The 18,901-nt window shown below is 66.8% G+C and carries 16 protein-coding genes and 1 riboswitch; of the genes, 13 read left to right on the top strand and 3 right to left on the bottom strand.

The features are described 5' to 3' along the window. The first annotated feature begins 70 nt into the window (after nucleotides 1-70). Both LPN03_RS13005 and LPN03_RS13000 read left to right on the top strand, forming a co-directional pair. Entirely contained in the window at nucleotides 71-1,426 is a 1,356-nt protein-coding gene (locus LPN03_RS13005; protein ID WP_262454532.1) for an ammonium transporter, read from the top strand. Continuing rightward, nucleotides 1,423-1,761: a P-II family nitrogen regulator gene (locus LPN03_RS13000; RefSeq protein WP_165181142.1), complete on the top strand. Its 339-nt coding sequence runs from the start codon at nucleotides 1,423-1,425 to the stop codon at nucleotides 1,759-1,761. Before LPN03_RS13005 ends, LPN03_RS13000 begins: the two co-directional genes overlap by 4 nt. A 146-nt stretch (nucleotides 1,762-1,907) precedes the next feature. Here the strand turns inward: LPN03_RS13000 and LPN03_RS12995 are convergent, their stop codons facing one another. Further along, nucleotides 1,908-3,308, bottom strand: coding sequence for a glucose-6-phosphate dehydrogenase (locus tag LPN03_RS12995; RefSeq protein ID WP_262454541.1), 1,401 nt, complete (start codon nucleotides 3,306-3,308; stop codon nucleotides 1,908-1,910). 430 nt (nucleotides 3,309-3,738) lie between these two features. On the opposite strand from LPN03_RS12995, the gene ffh reads away from it, so the two are divergent. Further along, entirely contained in the window at nucleotides 3,739-5,313 is a 1,575-nt protein-coding gene (ffh, locus tag LPN03_RS12990) for a signal recognition particle protein (RefSeq protein WP_262454531.1), read from the top strand. 140 nt (nucleotides 5,314-5,453) lie between these two features. Here the strand turns inward: ffh and LPN03_RS12985 are convergent, their stop codons facing one another. Further along, nucleotides 5,454-5,678, bottom strand: coding sequence for a hypothetical protein (locus tag LPN03_RS12985; protein ID WP_262454530.1), 225 nt, complete (start codon nucleotides 5,676-5,678; stop codon nucleotides 5,454-5,456). A 34-nt stretch (nucleotides 5,679-5,712) separates the two neighbouring features. On the opposite strand from LPN03_RS12985, the gene LPN03_RS12980 reads away from it, so the two are divergent. The 6 genes from LPN03_RS12980 (at nucleotide 5,713) to LPN03_RS12955 (ending at nucleotide 13,579) form a co-directional block, all read left to right on the top strand. Further along, entirely contained in the window at nucleotides 5,713-7,305 is a 1,593-nt protein-coding gene (locus tag LPN03_RS12980; RefSeq protein WP_262454529.1) for an ABC transporter substrate-binding protein, read from the top strand. A 19-nt stretch (nucleotides 7,306-7,324) separates the two neighbouring features. Beyond that, nucleotides 7,325-8,269: an ABC transporter permease gene (locus LPN03_RS12975; protein ID WP_262454528.1), complete on the top strand. Its 945-nt coding sequence runs from the start codon at nucleotides 7,325-7,327 to the stop codon at nucleotides 8,267-8,269. Next, nucleotides 8,266-9,210, top strand: a complete 945-nt coding sequence (locus tag LPN03_RS12970; RefSeq protein ID WP_165181148.1) for an ABC transporter permease — start codon at nucleotides 8,266-8,268, stop codon at nucleotides 9,208-9,210. The genes LPN03_RS12975 and LPN03_RS12970 overlap by 4 nt, the downstream gene beginning before the upstream one ends. Nucleotides 9,211-9,316: 106 nt before the next feature. Then, nucleotides 9,317-11,506 carry an ABC transporter ATP-binding protein gene (locus LPN03_RS12965; RefSeq protein WP_262454527.1) on the top strand — a complete coding sequence of 730 codons (2,190 nt, stop codon included), beginning with the start codon at nucleotides 9,317-9,319 and terminating at the stop codon, nucleotides 11,504-11,506. A gap of 51 nt (nucleotides 11,507-11,557) precedes the next feature. Next, nucleotides 11,558-12,355: an alpha/beta fold hydrolase gene (locus tag LPN03_RS12960; protein WP_262454526.1), complete on the top strand. Its 798-nt coding sequence runs from the start codon at nucleotides 11,558-11,560 to the stop codon at nucleotides 12,353-12,355. A gap of 669 nt (nucleotides 12,356-13,024) precedes the next feature. Next, complete coding sequence (locus LPN03_RS12955; RefSeq protein WP_262454525.1) at nucleotides 13,025-13,579, top strand: dihydrofolate reductase family protein; 555 nt, start codon at nucleotides 13,025-13,027, stop codon at nucleotides 13,577-13,579. Nucleotides 13,580-13,642: 63 nt separating this feature from the next. Here the strand turns inward: LPN03_RS12955 and thiC are convergent, their stop codons facing one another. Further along, nucleotides 13,643-15,385 (bottom strand): phosphomethylpyrimidine synthase ThiC, encoded by a 1,743-nt coding sequence (thiC, locus tag LPN03_RS12950; protein ID WP_316255796.1) that lies wholly within the window; start codon nucleotides 15,383-15,385, stop codon nucleotides 13,643-13,645. Further along, a riboswitch (TPP riboswitch) is annotated at nucleotides 15,383-15,493 on the bottom strand. Its footprint overlaps the gene before it by 3 nt. Nucleotides 15,494-15,543: 50 nt before the next feature. Between thiC and LPN03_RS12945 the strand changes: the two genes are divergently transcribed. The 4 genes from LPN03_RS12945 to LPN03_RS12930 all read left to right on the top strand — a co-directional run. Further along, entirely contained in the window at nucleotides 15,544-16,056 is a 513-nt protein-coding gene (locus LPN03_RS12945; protein WP_262454524.1) for a GNAT family N-acetyltransferase, read from the top strand. 107 nt (nucleotides 16,057-16,163) lie between these two features. After that, nucleotides 16,164-16,919, top strand: coding sequence for a hypothetical protein (locus tag LPN03_RS12940; protein ID WP_262454523.1), 756 nt, complete (start codon nucleotides 16,164-16,166; stop codon nucleotides 16,917-16,919). Next, nucleotides 16,906-17,532, top strand: a complete 627-nt coding sequence (locus LPN03_RS12935; protein WP_262454522.1) for a carboxymuconolactone decarboxylase family protein — start codon at nucleotides 16,906-16,908, stop codon at nucleotides 17,530-17,532. Before LPN03_RS12940 ends, LPN03_RS12935 begins: the two co-directional genes overlap by 14 nt. A 38-nt stretch (nucleotides 17,533-17,570) precedes the next feature. Beyond that, on the top strand, nucleotides 17,571-18,901 hold a 1,331-nt coding region (locus LPN03_RS12930; protein ID WP_262454521.1), incomplete at its 3' end, for an HD-GYP domain-containing protein.

The following is an 18,901-nucleotide window of genomic DNA, read 5'->3' as shown; positions in this document are numbered from 1 at the left end:
TCCTCCTTGCACCAGCCCCGACGACGCGGCACCGCAAAAACCTCACTTGCAACGAAAGGCCGGCAGAGCCATGAATACTGGCGACACAGCGTGGGTCCTGGTTTCGGCAGCACTAGTGCTGCTGATGACACCGGGCCTGGCATTCTTTTACGGCGGCATGACCCGGGCCAAGGGCGTGCTGAACATGATGATGATGAGTTTCGGGGCCATTGCCGTCGTCGGCGTCCTCTGGGTGCTGTTTGGCTACTCGGCAGCCTTCGGCAAGGACGTTGGCGGCGGGCTGCTCGGCAACCCGCTGGCCAAGCTGGGCCTGCAAGGGGTCCTGGACACCGGCAAGACCATGCCGCTGGTGGGCACCATCCCGGAAATTGCCTTCGTGGGATTCCAGGCCGTTTTCGCCATCATCACCGTCGCCCTCATCAGCGGCGCCATCGCGGACCGGGCCAAGTTCGGCGCGTGGATGGTGTTCGCGGCCATCTGGGTCACCGTGGTCTACTTCCCGGTGGCGCACTGGGTCTTTGACTTGAACAAGGACGCCAACGGCAACAACACCGGCGGCTGGCTGGGCCAGGGCCTGGGCGTCATCGACTTTGCCGGCGGCACGGCCGTCCACATCAACGCCGGCGCCGCGGCCCTGGCACTGTGCCTGATCCTGGGCAAGCGCAAGGGCTTCGGCAAGGACCCGAGCCACCGCCCCCACAACATGCCGTTCGTGATGCTCGGCGCCGGCCTGCTCTGGTTCGGCTGGTTCGGCTTCAACGCCGGCTCCGCCCTGGGCGCCAACGGCGTGGCCGGGTATGCCTGGATCAACACGCTCGCCGCACCGTGTGCCGCCACCCTCGGCTGGCTCCTGGTGGAACGGCTCCGCGACGGCCACGCCACCTCGCTTGGTGCCGCCTCCGGCGCCGTCGCCGGGCTTGTCGCCATCACCCCCGCCTGCTCCGCCATCACCCCCATGTGGGCCATGGCCCTGGGACTGCTGGCCGGCGTGGTGTGCGCCATGGCTGTGGGCCTGAAGTTCCGCCTCGGCTTCGACGACTCGCTCGACGTGGTGGGCGTCCACCTGGTGGGCGGCATCATCGGCACCCTCTTCATCGGCCTGGCCGCGGACCCCAACTCCCCGGCTGCCGGCCAGGGGCTGTTCTACGGGGGCGGCCTGGAACTGCTCGGCAAGCAGGCCGTCGGTGCCTTCGCCGTGATGCTGTACTCCTTCATCGTGGCCTACGTCATCGGCTGGATCATCAACAAGACCATGGGCTTCCGTATTTCCTCTGCCCACGAGTCCGCAGGCATCGACATTTCCGTCCACGCCGAATCCGCCTACGACTTCGGCGGCCGCGTCTCCGGCAGCTTCCACCCGCTGGAGGAAAACCCCGCCTGGCAGCACGAAACCCCCGCCCGCACCGAATCCAAGGTTGACGCATGAAACTCATCACCGCCATCATCCGCCCCGAACAGCTCGACGACGTCCGCGGCGGCCTGGAAGGCTACGGCGTGCAGGGCCTGACCGTCAGCAGCGCCCACGGCTACGGGCGCCAGCGCGGCCACACGGAAATCTACCGGGGTGCCGAGTACACCGTGGACCTCCACGCCAAGGTCCGCATCGAGGTCCTCACCTCCGACGAACGCGCCTGGGACCTCATGGACATCATCGTGGCCACCTCCAACACAGGCAACGCCGGCGACGGCAAGGTGTGGATGGTGGAAGTGTACGAGGCAGTCCGCGTCCGCACCGGCGAACGCGGCGTCGCCGCCATCTAAATCATTTCCCAGAACCGCTTTTCAAAGAACGACGCCGGCACCCGGGTGGGTAGTGAATCCCACCCGGGTGCCGGCGTCGTCGTGACTGGGTGCCGGCCCCGTCGAGGTTTGAGATAACCACCTCGTTGTCTCACCCCTCGCAGGTGTCAGTCGTTGCTCGTGGCCCAGCCGGACGGGCCGTTGGAGCCGGCCGCGTATTCCTCCATGGGCACGGATCCGGCCTTCCAGGCGGCAAACGCCGGCTCCACAATCCGCCAGCAGTCCTCGGCCGTGTCGCCGCGGACAGACAGCAGCGGGTCCCCGCTGAGCACACCCTCGAGCACTTCGCCGTAAGGCAGGAGCGGGTCGCTGGCCAACGCGGTTTCCAGTTGCACGCGGTCAAGGGTGAAGAGGTCGCCCGGCCCGTTGACGTCCAGGTCAAGGGTAAGAGTCTCGGGGCCGAAGCCGATGTGCAGGCGCGTGGGGGAGTCAACACCGGTGAAGCCGGCAGGCAGGTGCGGCACCGGCTTGTACGTCACCACGGCCTCCTTGCGGGCACGGCCCAGTGCCTTGCCGGAACGCAGGATGAACGGCACTCCCGCCCAGCGCCAGTTGTTGACGTAGACCTCCACCTCGGCCAGGGTCTCGGTGTCGTTGGCCGGGTCCACACCTTCCTCGTCAACATAGTTGGGCACCTGGCGCTCGCCGATGGTCCCGGCCGTGTACCGGGCCCGTCGGGTGGTGTCCGCCAAGTCCGGCTTGTAGGAGTTTCCGATGGTGCTGCACCGGAGGACGGCGGCAATGCTGGAACGCACGTCCTCCTGCCCCAGCGTGGCGGGGGGCTCCATGGCCATGATGGCCATGATCTGCAGCAGGTGGCTCTGGATCATGTCCTTGCCGGCGCCGGCGTGGTCATAGTACCGGGCCCGGTTTTCCAAGGTCAGGTCCTCGTCAAAGACAATTTCCACCTTCTCAATGTGCTCACCGTTCCACAACGGTTCCAGCAGCCGGTTGGCGAACCGAAGCCCCATGATGTTCAGCACCGTGGACTTGCCCAGGAAGTGGTCCACGCGGTGGATGTGGTCTTCGGCCACCAGCTTGCCCAGCGTGGCGTTCAAGGCGTGGGCGGAGGCGGCGCTGGAGCCGAAAGGCTTCTCCATGACCAGCCGGGTGCCGGCCGGGAGCTCCTTCTTTTTCAGCACCTCGCACGCCTTTTGGCTGATGGCCGGGGGGAGTGCAAAGTACAGGGCCACAGGACCCTCCACGGTTGCCAGGAAGGCGCCCAACTCGCCCTTGGCCGTGACATCGAGCTGGTGGTAGCTGCTGTTGGACTGCACCGCCTCAAGCGCCTTGATGCCCTCGGGGGTGGAATCCCCTCCGGGCGCCAGGGCGTCGGCGAAGCTGCCGGCCAGGCGCTCCTGCCACTGTTCGGCCGTCCAGTTGTCGCTGCCGGCACCCACCAGGGTGATGCCCGGGGCGCGTCCCGACGCGATAAGGCGCCCGACGCCGGGCAGCAGGAGCCGGCCCGTCAGGTCGCCGGAGGCACCCAGGATTAGCAGGGTCTTGATCCGCTCCGAAGCGGCGGGCGTGCCGGGCGCGGGAGCCGGGGACCCGGCGTCGTGCGGGGCGCTGCCGGTGGCGGCAGAGGGCTTGGCGGGGGCAACTTTGGGGATCTGCGTGGTTTTCGTCACGAACCCAAGCATGTCACTTCCGGGTCAAAATATCAGGGCGGGCGCGGCCGCGGCGGGCAAATTTCCGGAAGGGGTGCAGCTGGCCGCCCGTCCGCCGGGAGGGGAAAAACCGTGTCCCCCACGGGCCCCGCCTCTTGATACCCTTGATAGTTGAGTCCTACAGGAAAGGGAGCGGGCCGGCCGTCACCGGCTGCCCGCCGTTCTCATCCTGCAATTCGAACGCCGCATCCGCAGCAAGCGGTTTGGCCGCCCTTGGCCAAACCGCGCGGGTGATGGCATTTCCTCAGACGAAAGAAGTACACGGCGCGTGTTCAACTCCCTATCTGACCGGTTGACAGCAACCTTCAAGAACCTGCGCGGCAAGGGCCGGCTCAGCGAGGCCGACGTCGACGCCACGGTGCGGGAGATCCGCCGCGCCCTGCTGGACGCCGACGTTGCCGTTCCGGTGGTGCGCGAATTCACCGCCAAGGTCCGTGAACGCGCCCTGGGGGCCGAGGTCAACGAGGCGCTGAACCCCGCGCAGCAGATCGTCAAGATCGTCAACGAGGAGCTGGTGGCGATCCTGGGCGGGGAGACCCGGCGCATCAACCTGGCGAAGAACCCGCCCACCGTCATCATGCTGGCTGGCCTCCAGGGTGCGGGCAAGACCACGTTGGCCGGAAAGCTGTCCAAGTGGCTCAAGGGCCAGGGCCACAGCCCCCTGCTGGTCGCCGCCGACCTTCAGCGCCCCAACGCCGTCAAGCAGCTGCAGGTCAACGGCGAGCGTGCCGGCGTGCCCGTGTTCGCCCCGCACCCCGGCGTCAGCAGCGAATTTGAATCCGCCACCGGCGATCCCGTGGCAGTGGCCCGGGCCGGCGTGGCCGAGGCCAAGTCCAAGCTGCACGACGTGGTCATTGTTGACACCGCCGGGCGCCTCGGCATCGACGCCGAGCTGATGAAGCAAGCCGCGGACATCCGCGCCGCCATCAACCCGGACGAAGTGCTGTTCGTCATTGACGCCATGATCGGCCAGGACGCCGTCACCACGGCCCAGGCCTTCAACGAGGGCGTGAACTTCACTGGCGTGGTGCTTTCCAAGCTCGACGGCGACGCCCGTGGCGGCGCGGCACTCTCGGTGGCCTCCATAACGGGCAAGCCCGTCATGTTCGCCTCAACGGGTGAGTCGCTGGACGACTTTGAGCTGTTCCACCCGGACCGCATGGCCAGCCGCATCCTGGACATGGGGGACGTGCTCACGCTCATTGAGCAGGCGGAAAAGAACTGGGACAAGGGCGAAGCCGAGCGCATGGCGCGCAAGTTCGCCGACCAGGAAGACTTCACCCTGGACGACTTCCTCTCCCAGATGCAGCAGATCCGCAAAATGGGATCCATGAAGAAGATGCTGATGATGATGCCCGGCGCGGCAAACATCCGCCAGCAGCTGGAAAACTTTGACGAACGCGAGATCGACCGCGTTGAGGCCATTGTCCGCTCCATGACACCGCACGAGCGCGTGGCGCCGAAGATCATCAACGGCTCCCGCCGTGCCCGCATTGCCAAGGGCTCTGGTGTGCACGTCTCTGAAGTCAACGGCCTGCTGGAGCGTTTTGGCCAGGCACAGAAAATGATGAAGAAGATGGCCCAGGGCGGCGGCATCCCCGGCATGCCGGGCATGGCCGGCCCCGGCGGCTTCAAGGGGTCCCGCAAGGGCAAGCAGGCACCCAAGAAGAAGGCCCGGTCCGGAAATCCCGCCAAGGCAGCCGCCGAACTCCGCGCCGCCGAGGAAAAGGCCAATGCGCCCAAATCCATTCCCACGGGCGCTGCGTTCGGGGCGGCCAACGAGGACTTCGACCCGGCCAGCTTGAACCTGCCCAAGGGCTTTGAGAAGTTCCTGGGGAAATAGCAGGGCTGCCGGAATTTTTGAAGGTACCCAGACTTTCCCGGGAATGTGGGTCTAGAATCCAGCCTAGGAGCTGCGTGAGGACCAAACAGATCTGCCGCCGCGGCTCCCGCCAGGAGGCGCATCATGAAAAAATTGCGGACTCATGGGGGGATTCGGAAGAAGACCTTCCGGATTTTTGGAAGCATTGCAGTGGTTTTGCTGGCATTGACCGGTTGCTCTTCGGGAAATGGTTCCCCGACGGTGACTACGGCCTCAGGAAATGCCCCAGGGAAATCTGCTGACACGGCAACCTTTGCCGATCCACCAAACACGGTGCCGAATTGGATTTGGCCTTTTTCGCCACTTGCCAATTTTTCGGTTTCCAATTCATCTGACCTGCAGTACCTGTTGTTCCGGCCAATGTACTGGTTTGGCAACAACGGCAAGGCGGAGGTCAGCGACTCGCTCAGCCTGGCCGCCGAGCCCGTCTACAGCAACGGCGGGAAGACGGTCACGATCAAGCTGAAGGACTACAAATGGTCCGACGGCACGAGCCTCACGGCCCAAAACGTGATGTTCTGGTACAACATGCTGAAAGCGGAAAAGAAGAATTACGCCGCCTACACGCCCGGCCAGTTCCCGGACAACATCGTCTCCGTGTCCACGCCGGATCCGAAGACGGTGGTGTTCACCACTGACAAGGCCTACAGCCAGCAGTGGTTCCTCTACAACCAGCTGAGCACCATCACGCCCATGCCGGATGCCTGGGACATGACGGCCGCCGGCACCAAGGGCGACTGTGCCACGAACGAATCCGGCTGCGCCGCCGTCTATGCGTACCTGGTGGCCCAGTCCAAGGACCTGCCCACCTACGCCACCAACCCGCTGTGGCAGGTGGTGGACGGGCCGTGGAAGCTGTCCAAGTTCAATGCCGACGGCAACATCACGTTTGTTCCGAACCCCACCTATTCCGGGCCGGTGAAGGCCAGCCTCAAGCAATTCATTGAGGTCCCCTTCACCACGGACGACGCCGAATTCCAGGTTTTGCGCGGAGGCAACACCATCGATGTTGGTTACCTTCCGACCCAGGACCTGGCGGCCGCCAAGTCTGCCACCACGGGACCGGCGGAAGCGGGGCCAAACCCGTTGAGCGCAAACTACCAGCTGGCACCGTGGTTCCTCTACGGCGTCAACTACTTCCCGATCAATTTCAACAACCCGACAGTGGGGCCGATCTTCAAGCAGCTCTACTTCCGGCAGGCACTGCAGTCAGTGGTTGACCAGCCCGGGGTGCTCAGTTCCGCAGCCAAGAACTATGGCGTGCAAACCACGGGCCCGGTGCCGCTCTACCCGGACAGCCCGTTGATCTCACAAACCGAGAAGAACAATCCCTATCCGTTCAGCATTGCCGCGGCAAAGAAGTACCTCACGGACAACGGCTGGACCGTCAATGCCGGAGGCACCAGCGTTTGTGCCAAGCCGGGAACGGCGGCCGGTGACTGCGGTCCCGGAATTGCGGCAGGGGCAAAGCTGGACTTCAACCTGCAGTATGCAAGCGGCCAGCAGACCATCACCACGGCCATGCAGTCGCTGAAGTCGAATGCAGCCCAGGTTGGCATCACCTTGAACATCACCCCGGCCCCGTTCAACACGGTGACCGGAACAGCGATCCCCTGCTCGGGCAAGACCTGCACGTGGCAGATGGGCAACTGGGGTGGCGGCTGGGTGTACGCACCTGACTACTACCCGACAGGCGAAGTCCTCTGGGAGACGGGTGCCGGCTCCAACAGCGGCAGCTACACCAACCCGGCCATCGACAAGCTCATCATCGACACCACCACCCAAAGTGGCACTGCCGTGATGCAGGCCTACGAGGATGCCCTGGCGAAGGACCTGCCGGTCATTTGGCAGCCAAACTACACCTACAGCCTCACTGAGGTGGCCAACGGGCTCCAGGGCGCAACGGTGCAAAACCCGTACAGCGCCATCAACCCCGAGGAATGGCACTACTGAACAGCTGGTGCAAGGCATCATGATTGGCTACATACTGCGCCGCCTGGCCCAGTCCATCCTGGTGGTCCTGGTGGTGACGGTCATTGTCTTCATCTTGCTGCACCAGCTGCCCGGCGGGGCGGCACGGGCCATCCTGGGGCCGCGGGCGACCACGCTCCAGGTGGCCCAGTTCAACACTGCGAACGGCTACGACCAACCCCTGCTGATCCAGTACTTCAGGCAGCTGGGCGAGTGGTTTACGGGCAATTTCGGCTTTTCCATCAAGCTCAACCAGTCCGTCAGTTCGCTGCTTGCGCAGCGGCTGCCCAAAACCATCGTCCTGAGCCTGCTGTCCCTGGTCCTGACGGTGGTCGTGGCCGTCCCCTTGGGCATTTACCAGGCCGTCAGGCGCAACCGCACCTTTGATTACGTCGCCACCGGCCTTTCCTTCATTTTCTATGCGGCGCCCACATTCTTCATCGGCATCATCATGATCGAGGTTTTTTCCCAGAACCTGGGCTGGTTCCCGCCGGAAGCGCCGCAATCAAACGGGGTGGGACCCATCTTCGAGCAGTTCGATGCCATGGTCCTTCCCGTTGTCACGCTGGCGCTGCTGAGCATAGCCGGGTTCTCCCGCTACATGCGTTCCTCGGTGCTGGACAACATTGACCAGGACTATGTGAGAACGGCCCAGGCCAAGGGGGCTTCGCCGCAGCGCGTGCTGTACCACCATGTGCTCCGCAATGCGCTGATCCCCATCATCACCTTGCTGGGGCTGTCGCTCCCGGCGCTCTTTGCCGGGGCACTGGTGACGGAATCGATTTTTAACTTCCCCGGCATGGGCCTGCTGTTTTGGCAGGCGGCCCAATCATCTGACTACCCGGTGGAGCTGGGCGTGGTCATCATCACCGCCTTCGCCACGGTGGCCGGCAATCTGCTGGCTGACGTGTCCTTGGCGATCATCGATCCGAGGGTCAAGCTATGAGCGATCCAGGCAGGGCGCAGGTGGATTCCCTCGGCGAAATGCCACCACCCGAACCGGCAGCGGCCGCCCCCACCGGGCTGCCCGTCGGCCAGGCCAAAAGCATGTTCCAGCTCGGCTTTGAGGTCTTCATCCAAAACAAGCTCGCCATCGTCGGCATGGTGGTCCTGGTCCTGGCGGTGGTGTTCTGCTTCGTGGGACCGCTTTTCTACCACACGGACCAGGTGACCGTGAACCTGTTGACCACCAACCTCCCGCCGGGGCCCGGCCATCCGCTGGGCACGGATGAAACCGGCTATGACCAGCTGGGCCGGCTCATGGTGGGCGGGCAGGCTTCCTTGACCATCGGCTTTGCAGCGGCCATCATCGCCACCATTGTCGGAACGGTGTGGGGCGCCATCGCAGGCTTCTTCGGCGGCCTGGTCGACGCCGTCATGATGCGCGTGGTGGACGCGATCCTCTCCATCCCCATCCTGTTTCTGCTGCTGTTCATCGTCACCATCGTCAGGCCCAGCATCCCGGTCATGATCTTTGTGCTGGGGCTCACGGCGTGGCTGGTCCCCGCCCGCCTGGTGCGCGGGGAGTCCCTGACGCTTCGTGTTCGCGAGTACGTCCAGGCCGTGCGGGTCATGGGCGGCTCCTCGTGGCACTCGGTGCTCCGGCACATCATGCCCAACGTGATAGGCACGGTCATTGTCAACGCCACATTCCAGGTGGCGGACGCGATTTTGCTCATCGCCTACCTTGGGTACCTGGGCCTGGGCATTTCACCGCCCGCCACCGACTGGGGCGGCATGCTCAGCAACGGCACGGCCTTCATCTTCACCAACTACTGGTGGCTCATTTACCCTCCGGGGATCCTGATCATCGTGGTGGTGGTGGCCGTCAACCTGGTGGGCGACGGCCTGCGCGACTCCGTGGAGGTGAGGCTGCAGCGGCGCTGAGAAAAAACCCAAGGGAGCATGCCGGCGGCACCCGGCCCGCCGGCGTCGTGCCTGGCAAGGAACCCGGCACGGGATTGGGCCCGGAAAATGTGGAAGGGAAGGCATTATGGCACTGCTGGAGATCAGGGACCTGAGTACGGACATCGCACTGAGCAAGTCCGTGGTGCATGCCCTCGACCACGTCAGCCTGCATGTGGACGCCGGGGAAACGCTGGGGCTGGTGGGGGAGTCCGGCAGCGGCAAGACCATGACGGCCATGTCCATTGAGCGCCTGCTCCCGCCAGGCGGCCACATCACCGGCGGGGAAATCCTCTTCGACGGCGAGGACCTGGTCCAGCTGGAGGAACCGCGGCTGCGTGAAATCCGCGGCGGGGACATCGGCATGATCTTCCAGGACCCCATGACCTCGCTGAACCCCGTCATTCCCGTGGGAGACCAGGTGGCGGAACCGCTCATGCTCCACCGCGGACTGTCCAAGGCGGAGGCCATGAAACGGGTGGTGGAAATGTTCAGCCTGGTTGGCATCCCCAGCCCGCTCCAGCGCACCCGTGACTTCCCGCACCAGCTTTCCGGCGGCCAGCGCCAGCGTGTCATGATCGCCATGGCGCTGATCTGCCAGCCGAAGCTGCTCATCGCCGACGAGCCCACCACGGCCCTGGACGTGACGGTGCAAAAGCAGATCCTGGAGCTCGTGGACAGGCTGCGCCAGGAGTTCCACATGGCCATGATCCTGGTGACGCACGACCTGGGCGTCATCGCCGGCAGCGCCGACCGTGTGGTGGTCATGTACGCCGGCAAGGTGGCCGAGATGGCGGACGTCCACACCTTGTTTGCCGCCCCCAAGCACCGCTACACCGACGCCCTGTTCGAGGCCCTGCCAGAGCGCGCGGCCGGCACGGGAGAGCGTCTGTACTCGATCCCGGGCCTGCCGCCGGACCTCGTGGAGCCGCCGCCCGCCTGCCGGTTTGCTCCGCGCTGCCGCTTTGCCGTGGACGCCTGCCGGGCCCAGGTGCCGCCCATGACCCGGATCAACACGCCCTACGGCCCGCAGGAATTTGCCTGCTTTGTCCCGCGCACCACGCCCTTGCATGAACCCGAGCCCATGGACCTGCGCACCGTGGTGCCGGAGGTTGCCCGGGTGGAGGCTGCGGAGGCTGGCGGGCGGGGCTGGGTGGCGCCCACCACGTTCATCCCGGCCGACGGCGTGCCGATCCTGCAGGTGCAGGCCCTGGTCAAGGACTTCCCGGTGACGGCCGGGGCCATCCTGCGCCGGCACGTGGGCGACATCAGCGCCGTCGCCGACATCACCGTCTCCATCCCCCGCGGGCGGACACTGGGTCTGGTGGGGGAGTCGGGCTGCGGAAAGACCACGCTGGGCCGGCTGGTGGTGGGACTCGACGTGCCGACGGGCGGGAAGATCCTGTTCCGCGGCCGGCGCATTTCACAGCTGCGCGGCCGGGAGGCCAAGGAGGGGCGGCGGAACGTGCAGTTCATGTTCCAGGATTCCTACGCCTCGCTGGACCCGCGCATGCGCGTGCGCTCCATCCTGCGCGAGCCGCTGGACATCCAGCACGTGGGGACCCCCCGTGACCGCAATGGGCGGGTCGATGAGCTGCTGGCCGCCGTCGGGCTTCCCGCCCGCGCAGCCGAGAGATACCCGCACGAATTTTCCGGCGGGCAGCGCCAGCGCATCGGCCTGGCGCGCGCCCTGGCCCTCCAGCCCGGGCTGATCGTGGCTGACGAGCCCGTTTCCGCGCTGGACGTGTCCATCCAGGCCCAGGTGCTGAACCTGATGAAGGAGCTCCAACGCGACCGCGAGCTGACATATCTGTTCATCAGCCACGACCTGTCAGTGGTGCGCTACCTCTCCGACGTCATTGCCGTCATGTACCTGGGCCGGATGGTGGAGGTGGGGCCGGCTGCGGAGGTCTACTCGCACCCGCAACACCATTACACGCGCGGGCTGATCGACACCATTCCCATTCCGGACCCGGTGGTTGAGCGCCAAAAGGCCAAGCTGGGCGTGCGCGGTGAACTGCCCTCCGCCATGAACCCGCCCAGCGGCTGCCGGTTCCGCACCCGCTGCCCCATGGCGCAGGACATTTGCGCGAGGGTGGTCCCGCCTCTGCAGCCCGGCGGCGGATCGGACCCCATGCCTGCCGCCGAGGTGGAGGCTGCCGTGGCTTCCGCCGCAGCCCGCGGAACCGTTCCGCACATGACCGCCTGCCACTTTCCCATCAACGGGCACTCCGCCGCCGACACATTGGTTGAGGGAGCAGTCTCCCCGGTGGCGTAGTGGGGGGTGTCCGTTCAATGCCCTGTCAGGCCCATCCGGTACCCTGCTTGAATGACAAAACCCCGGATCGTGTTCGTGCACGGGATCGACGGCTTCGGAGCGGCAGCCTGGCCGGTCCAACACCGCCTGGCCGGGCGCTACGATGCCCTCTTCCTCAAGCGCACCGGCTTCGACGCGGCGGCGCCTCCCTTGCCCACCGAATATGCCGCGGATGTACGAATGGTGCTTGACGCGCTCGACGGCGGCGCCCACCTGGTGGCCCACGCCCAGGGTGCCATTGCCGCTGTGATGGCTGCCGTGGAGCAGCCCGGACTGGTCAAGTCCCTGGTGCTGGTGGAGCCGGCACTGCTCTCGCTCACCACTGAATTGCCCGCCACCAGCGCCTATCGTGAGCACCTGGAACCGCTGTTTTCCCGGAGCGCCACGATGACTGACGCTGCCTTCTCCGCCGAATTCCGCAGGCTGACGGCGTCCATGGCCGGCCCGGGCGGTGCCGGACCCGGCATTGCCGGTGGCGGAGCGGGGCTGCCGGGCCGGCTCCCGGGCCCCGGGCCGGTTGAATCCTCGGCGCGGATCGCCGCCCGCATTCACCTTCAGGCACCGCTTTGGGAGGCCCCCGTGCACATTGTCCCCGGGGTGCCCACCCTGGTGCTGACCGGCGGGTGGGAGCCGCTCTATGAGGAGATCGCGGACTACCTCGCCGCCACCGGTGCCCGCCACGAAGTCACCGGCGGCGGGCACCGGCCGCAGGATTCCGACGCGGGGGCGGCCCTGATTGAGGAATTCATCGCCGGCCTCGAATCCGGCCTCGAATCCGGCTTCGAGGCCGGCTCCGGGGACGGCAGCTAAGCGGGGCTGCCGACTTGGTGTGGGATCTGTCTGATTTCCGGTTTTTGATGATGTGGTGGTTTTGGGCAGTGGTGGGGCCGGCCTTGCTGCCGGTGGGGTTGCATGTTGGGTTCCTTGGCGGCTTTCGGGTTTAGTTCGGGGATGCGGCGCACGACCAGCTGCCCGGGGATCCGTCCCGGGGATCCGTTCGGCCTTCGTCCTCGGGGAGAACGGGGTGAACGGGATCTTGGCGACCTCGCGGCGCCCTTGCGCAGGCGCTGGGCGATGATCACCGGTGCGGCGTCTTCCCCGGACGGTGTCGCGAACAAGGGCGCCGTCCGGCCCAGGCGCATCACCGGGACCAGGCCCGGTCTGCGGCACCGGATTCTCCTCGTCAAAGGAAACTGACAGGGCCGCACGGCTGTGGGACATGTGCATCCGCGCGATGCCCTCTTTTAGGTACGAAGATTTGACCGTGGTAGCCGTACCTCCCTCTAAATGACGGGCATTTCGTGTCTAAAACGCCGAGCAACCCCGCGGCCCACCGGTGGATCACGGCCAAGGCGGGGGGCCGCCCCCCGCCCGGGATGGTCCACCGTGGCGCCGGCCACCTTGTTGCCCTGTCGCCGTTCGCCGCATGGCCGCAGAATGGAAGGACGGCAGCAGTGCGGCAGTATCGAGGAGCAAACAATGCGGAATGTCATCCTGTACATGTCAATGTCCGTTGACGGGTTTGTTGGCAGCGTCCGTGAGCATCCGGGGATGGCAGTCCCCGAAGGCTCTGCGTTGAAGCAGTGGAAGCTTGAGGGGATCAGCAAGGCCGGTGCACATCTCATGGGGCGTGTCACCTACCAGGAGATGTCGTCGTTCTGGCCCACCTCGCAGGACCCTTACGCATCGCCAATGAACGACATCCCCAAGGTCGTGTTCTCGGCCACGCTCCGCGACGACGAGGCCACGTGGCCGCAGACCAGGGTCGCGCGCGGCGACCTCGCCACCGAGATCGCCGCCATCAAGGCAGAGCCGGGCCCCGACGTGATCGTCTGGGGAGGTGCCGGGCTTGCCGGCGGGCTCGCCGCGGCGGACCTGATCGACGAGTACCGCCTCCTGGTCCAGCCGATGGTCCTGGGGCGCGGCCAGGCCCTGTTCGACCGGCTTTCGGAATCACGGCATCTTGAGCTGGTTGGGAGCACCCCCTTCCCCAGCGGCGTCGTCGTCCAGGTCTACCGGCCGCTGAGGGGCTGAAGCGGGTCACCCACGTGGCGCGTTCGGAAGGCCGAAGCGGTCGTCCAGCCCCGATCGGCGGCGCTAGGGGCGGGGAACCACCAGCTCGGGGAGGTACACCGTGGCCCCGGCCGCCCGGAACTCGGCGCTCTTGGCCGCCATGCCGCCGGCGATCAGCTCCTGCTCCGCCGTGTCGCCGTAGGCGTCCCGAATGTCCTGGCTGATCCGCATGGAGCAGAACTTGGGGCCGCACATCGAGCAAAAGTGCGCCGTCTTGGCCGGCTCGGCGGGCAGCGTCTCGTCGTGAAAGGCCTCCGCCGTCGCCGGGTCCAGGGACAGCGAAAACTGGTCCCGCCAGCGGAATTCAAAGCGGGCCTTGGACAAGGCGTCGTCACGGTCCCGCGCACCCGGGTGGCCCTTGGCCATGTCGGCCGCATGCGCCGCGATCTTGTAGGTGATGACGCCTGTCTTCACGTCGTCCTTGTTGGGCAGCCCCAGATGTTCCTTGGGCGTGACATAGCAGAGCATGGCCGTCCCGTACCGGGCGATCTCCGTGGCACCGATCGCCGAGGTGATGTGGTCGTAGCCCGGGGCAATGTCGGTGACCAGCGGGCCCAAGGTGTAGAACGGGGCGCCGTCGCACAGCTCCTGCTGGCGCTCCACATTCTCCCGGACCAGGTGGAAGGGAATGTGGCCGGGCCCCTCCACCATGACCTGCACGTCGAATTCCCAGGCCCGCCTGGTCAGCTCGGCCAAGGTGTCCAGCTCCGCAAACTGGGCGGCGTCGTTGGCGTCGGCCGTGGAGCCCGGGCGCAGGCCGTCGCCGAGGGAGAAGGCAACATCGTAGCGGGCAAAGATCTCGCACAGCTCGTCAAAATGGGTGTAAAGGAAATTCTCCCGGTGGTGCGCCAGGCACCAGCCGGCCATGATGGACCCCCCGCGGGACACGATCCCCGTGACCCGGTTGGCCGTTAGCGGGACGTAGCGCAGCAGTACACCGGCGTGGATGGTCATGTAGTCCACCCCTTGTTCGCACTGCTCGATCACGGTGTCGCGGAAAATCTCCCACGTGAGCTGGTCCGCCTCGCCGTTGACCTTTTCCAGGGCCTGGTAGATGGGAACGGTGCCGATCGGGACCGGGGAGTTGCGGATGATCCATTCCCGCGTGGTGTGGATGTCGTCACCCGTGGAGAGGTCCATGACCGTGTCGGCGCCCCACAGCGTGGCCCATTGGAGCTTGTCCACTTCTTCGGCGATGGAGCTGGTGACGGCCGAGTTGCCGATGTTTGCGTTGATCTTCACCAGGAAGGCCCTGCCGATGATCATGGGCTCGGACTCGGGGTGGTTGATGTTGTTGGGAATGATGGCCCGGCCGGCCGCCAGCTCGCGGCGCACCAGTTCCACGTCGCAGTTTTCGCGGAGCGCCACAAAACGCATTTCCTGGGTTACGACGCCGGCCCTGGCGTAATGCATCTGGGTCACGGTGCGTCCCTCACGCGACCGCAGCGGCGCCCTCCTCGTACCGCGCCATTCCGCGGAGGCGGCGCCGCGCCGCTGGGCCGAGCGACCGTCGTCGAGCAGTTCGCGCGCCCGGCCCTGATAGTTTTCGCAATCCCCGCGAGCCGCAATCCAGGGGTCGCGCAGCGGCGGCAGTCCGCGGACCGGGTCGCTGCCCGGGCCCGCTGTCCGGTACACCTGAAGGGGCGGATTCTCCCGGCCTGGCGCCGAATCCTCCAGTGCAATGGACGTCACAGGGACCCGCAGGCCGTGGTCGGGGTCAGTCAGCCAGGACAGCGTGTGGGCAGGGCTTTGTTCGGTGGAATTCACAGGGTGGTGCTCACTTCCTTCGCCGGCATTACCCGGACAGGTTCAACGGTCCCGGGCAGCTGCAGCCCGTGTCTCAGCCCCTGCTTCGGGGCTCCCGTGTGGTCAAGATTGAAGGTACACGAGAAGAGGGTGTCGGTGTCAAGCCGTAGGATCGTTCCATGCTGGAAATCCGTCCCGCGGCGCTGAGTGAATTCTCGCTTTTGCCTGCCCTGGAAGCGGACGCGGACCAGGCATTTGCCACCCTGGACCCGCCGTTCCCTCCGGGGGCGCCGGCGGACTTTCCGCCGCCCGGCACTGCGGAATCCTATGCGGGCGCGTTCCACATCATGGTTGCCGGGAGGCCCCCCGTGGGCTTTGCCCGGCTGGAAATTGTCGATGGCCAGGCGCACCTGGCCCAGCTGGCCGTCAGCCCCGAGCATGCCCGGCAGGGGATCGGGCGGGCGCTGGTCATGGCGGCCAAGGCGTGGGCCCTTGAGGCAGGATTCCGCGCGATGACGCTGTGCACCTTTGCCGAGGTGCCCTTCAATGGCCCGTTCTACACCAGCTGCGGCTTTGCCGAGCTGGCCGACCGGGCGCTGGCCCCTGAATTGCGCCAGCTGCGCCGCGAGGAAGCAGCGCTGGGGCTCGACGCCATGGGCCGGCGCGTGGCCATGTCCGCCGAACTTCGCTAGGAAATCCCCGCCCCAATTCCCCACGGCACAAATGGGTCATCTGCCCCATGCCTCCGAAGCGCTGCGGCCCTATGCTGGCCGGACCAGGGCAAAAAAGGGAGACGGCCATGAAGACAACCACACCACGGGAATGGGCAGAAGCGGCGGAACTGGAAGCCATCCAGCCGCCCGACACCGCAGAACACTTTGCCGGCTACGCGGTGGTCGGGGTGCCCTTTGGTTCCGGCCATTACCTGGCATTCCGGCGCTTCCCCACAAGTTCGGTGGGCCCGGGGTACCGTGCCGTATGGCTGCGCACCCCCGCCGGACAGTGGACGATTTACGCAGATGCCCCGCCGGAGCTCAGCTGTGCCCGATACTTTGGCGCCGCCCTGGCGCGGGCCGCCACCGCTCCGGTCAATGCCGAGTGGACCGGGCCCGCGGCACTCACGGTGCGCGTACCCGGCGTGGTGCAGTGGGAACTGGAATTCGGCGCAACGTGGGTCACGCGGGCTGCAACGGCAACGGCCCTGCGATTTCCTGCCGCACTGTGGCGCCGGGACGGTGTGGTCAACGCCATGGCCGCCATGATGGGGCCAGCGCTGGGTGCGGGACGGATGAAACTTGCCGGGATTGTCCCCAACGGCCAAAGTTTCCAGGCCAGGCCGCTGCGGATTTGGGCCGTCACGCGCAGCCGTGCCGCCATTGGGGGCAAGGACGCGGGCACCCTGCGGCCGCTCCCCGGCCAGGCACGCCTGGGCGATTTTTGGCTCCCCCAGCGGGGCCTGTTTGCGGCGGACCTGGGCATCAGGTACCCATCCACCGCGGCACCCCACCACATACCGGATCATGAAAGGGCGGCGCAGCACCATGAGCATCATTGAAACCATTCCCGAATCGGCTGCCGCGGGACCCGTGGCACAACTGTATGCCGACGACCTCAAGGCCATGGGTTACGTTCCCAGCCACACCCGCGCCATGGCCCTGAATCCCGAGGCGCTTGCTGCCTGGCGGGCGCTGCAGGCGGCCATCGCCGGCTCGCTGGGCGTGCGGCGCTACGAGCTGGTGACGCTGGCCGCTGCACGCGGCCTCGGCTCCGCCGCATGCCTGCTGGCACACGGCCTCAAGGCACTGAAGTTCATGCCGGCGGAGCAGCTGGAGCGCGTGGCACGCGACTACCGCACCGCCGGCCTCCCCGCGGGTGAGGTGGCCATGATGGACTTCGCCCTGAAGCTCAGCACCGCCTCCGCCACCATGGACGACGCCGATTCCCAGTCCCTGCGTGACGCCGGCTTCAGCGACAGGGAGATTGTGGACATCGCCCTGGCTGCCGCGGCCCGCAACTATTTCAGCAGGGCGCTGCACGCACTGGCAGTGGACGTTGACGTGCCTGCCGGACTGGCGCCCGGGCTGCAGGACGCCCTGCTCGCACCCGTGGGCGGGGCGGGGCGCCCGGCACTCCCGGCGGCCGCGGGACCGGCAGCGGCCGGCACTTGAAACCGGTGCGGAACCTGCGCCCGCCGTAGAATGGGGGTGTGGCGGCACAGGATTTCGGCGGCTCCTTCCGGTCTCCCACGGCCCACGGGCCGGCGGGCGCAGTGCCGCGGCCCCCCGCCACGGCCAGGCGCGCCGAAGTGCTGGCGGCCCTGTCCCTGGCCATCGACCTGGGGCTTGGCCAGCCCATGGAGCACATGCTGCGCGCCATGCTGCTGGGGGTGCGGATGGCCGATCTGCTGGGACTTGGGCCGGAGGCGCGGGCCCGGACCTACTATGCCAACCTGCTGGCCTGGATTGGCTGCCATGCGGACTCCTTCGAACTGGCTGCCCGTTTTGGCGACGACATCGGCTTCCGGGCCGACTACTACCTCATTGACGCCCACGGGCTGCCCATGCTGTCGCTGATGCTGCACCACACCGGCACAGAGCTGCCGCCACTGCGGCGCGCCGCCCGGCAGTCGCAGTTCGCGGCAACGGCGGGCACGGCGGTCAGGAAGCTGATCCGTTCGCACTGCCTCTCCGCCGGGCAACTCGCCGACAGGGTGGGGCTGGACCCGGCCATGCCGGCGATCCTGGGCCATGCCTTTGAGCGCTGGGACGGCAAGGGACTCCCGGCGGGGAGGTCCGGCGTCGAAATTCCGCTGGAAATGCGCATCGCGCAGCTGGCGGACACAGCCGAGGTGTTCCTGCGGACAGGCGGCCTGCCGGCCGCGGTGGACATGGTCCGGCAGCGCCGCGGCACGCAGTTCGACCCAGAGTTGGCGGAGCTGTTTTGCGCACGGGCCGCCGGCCTGACGGCGGGGCTGCTGGAGGCGGACCCGTGGCCGGCAGCCCTCGCCGCGGCCCCGGGGGACGACGAGCTGACCGAGGCCGGCATGGATGCCGTCCTGGCCGCCATGGGGGACTTTGCCGACCTGAAGTCCCCCTGGACGGCAGGCCATTCCCGGTCCGTGGCCGCCCTCGCGGCCCGCGCCGCCGAAGCGTCCGGCTTTCCCGCGGACGGGGTGGAGCTGCTGCGCCGTGCCGGGTGGGTCCACGACCTGGGCCGCATGGGTGTCTCCAATGCGGTCTGGGACAAGGCAGCCGGGCTGTCCTCCATGGACCGGGAACGGATGCAAATGTACCCGTTCCTCAGCGAGCGCATCCTTGGAAGGGTGTCCGGCCTGCGGCGGGTGGCAGCGCTGGCGGGGGCGCACCGTGAGCGGCTCGACGGCTCCGGCTATCCGCGGGGGCTCACGGGCGCCGGGCTCGATTCTGGCCAGCGCCTGCTCGCGGCGGTTGACGCGTACCAGTCGGCGGTGGAACCGCGTCCGCACCGGCCGGCAGCCGTGCCAGCGGATGCCGCCCGCAGGCTGCACGAAGACGCCGT

This window comes from Arthrobacter sp. A2-55 (assembly GCF_025548615.1).
GTDB classification, from domain to species: domain Bacteria; phylum Actinomycetota; class Actinomycetes; order Actinomycetales; family Micrococcaceae; genus Specibacter; species Specibacter silviterrae.
This window is presented reverse-complemented; position numbering and strand designations above follow the sequence as displayed.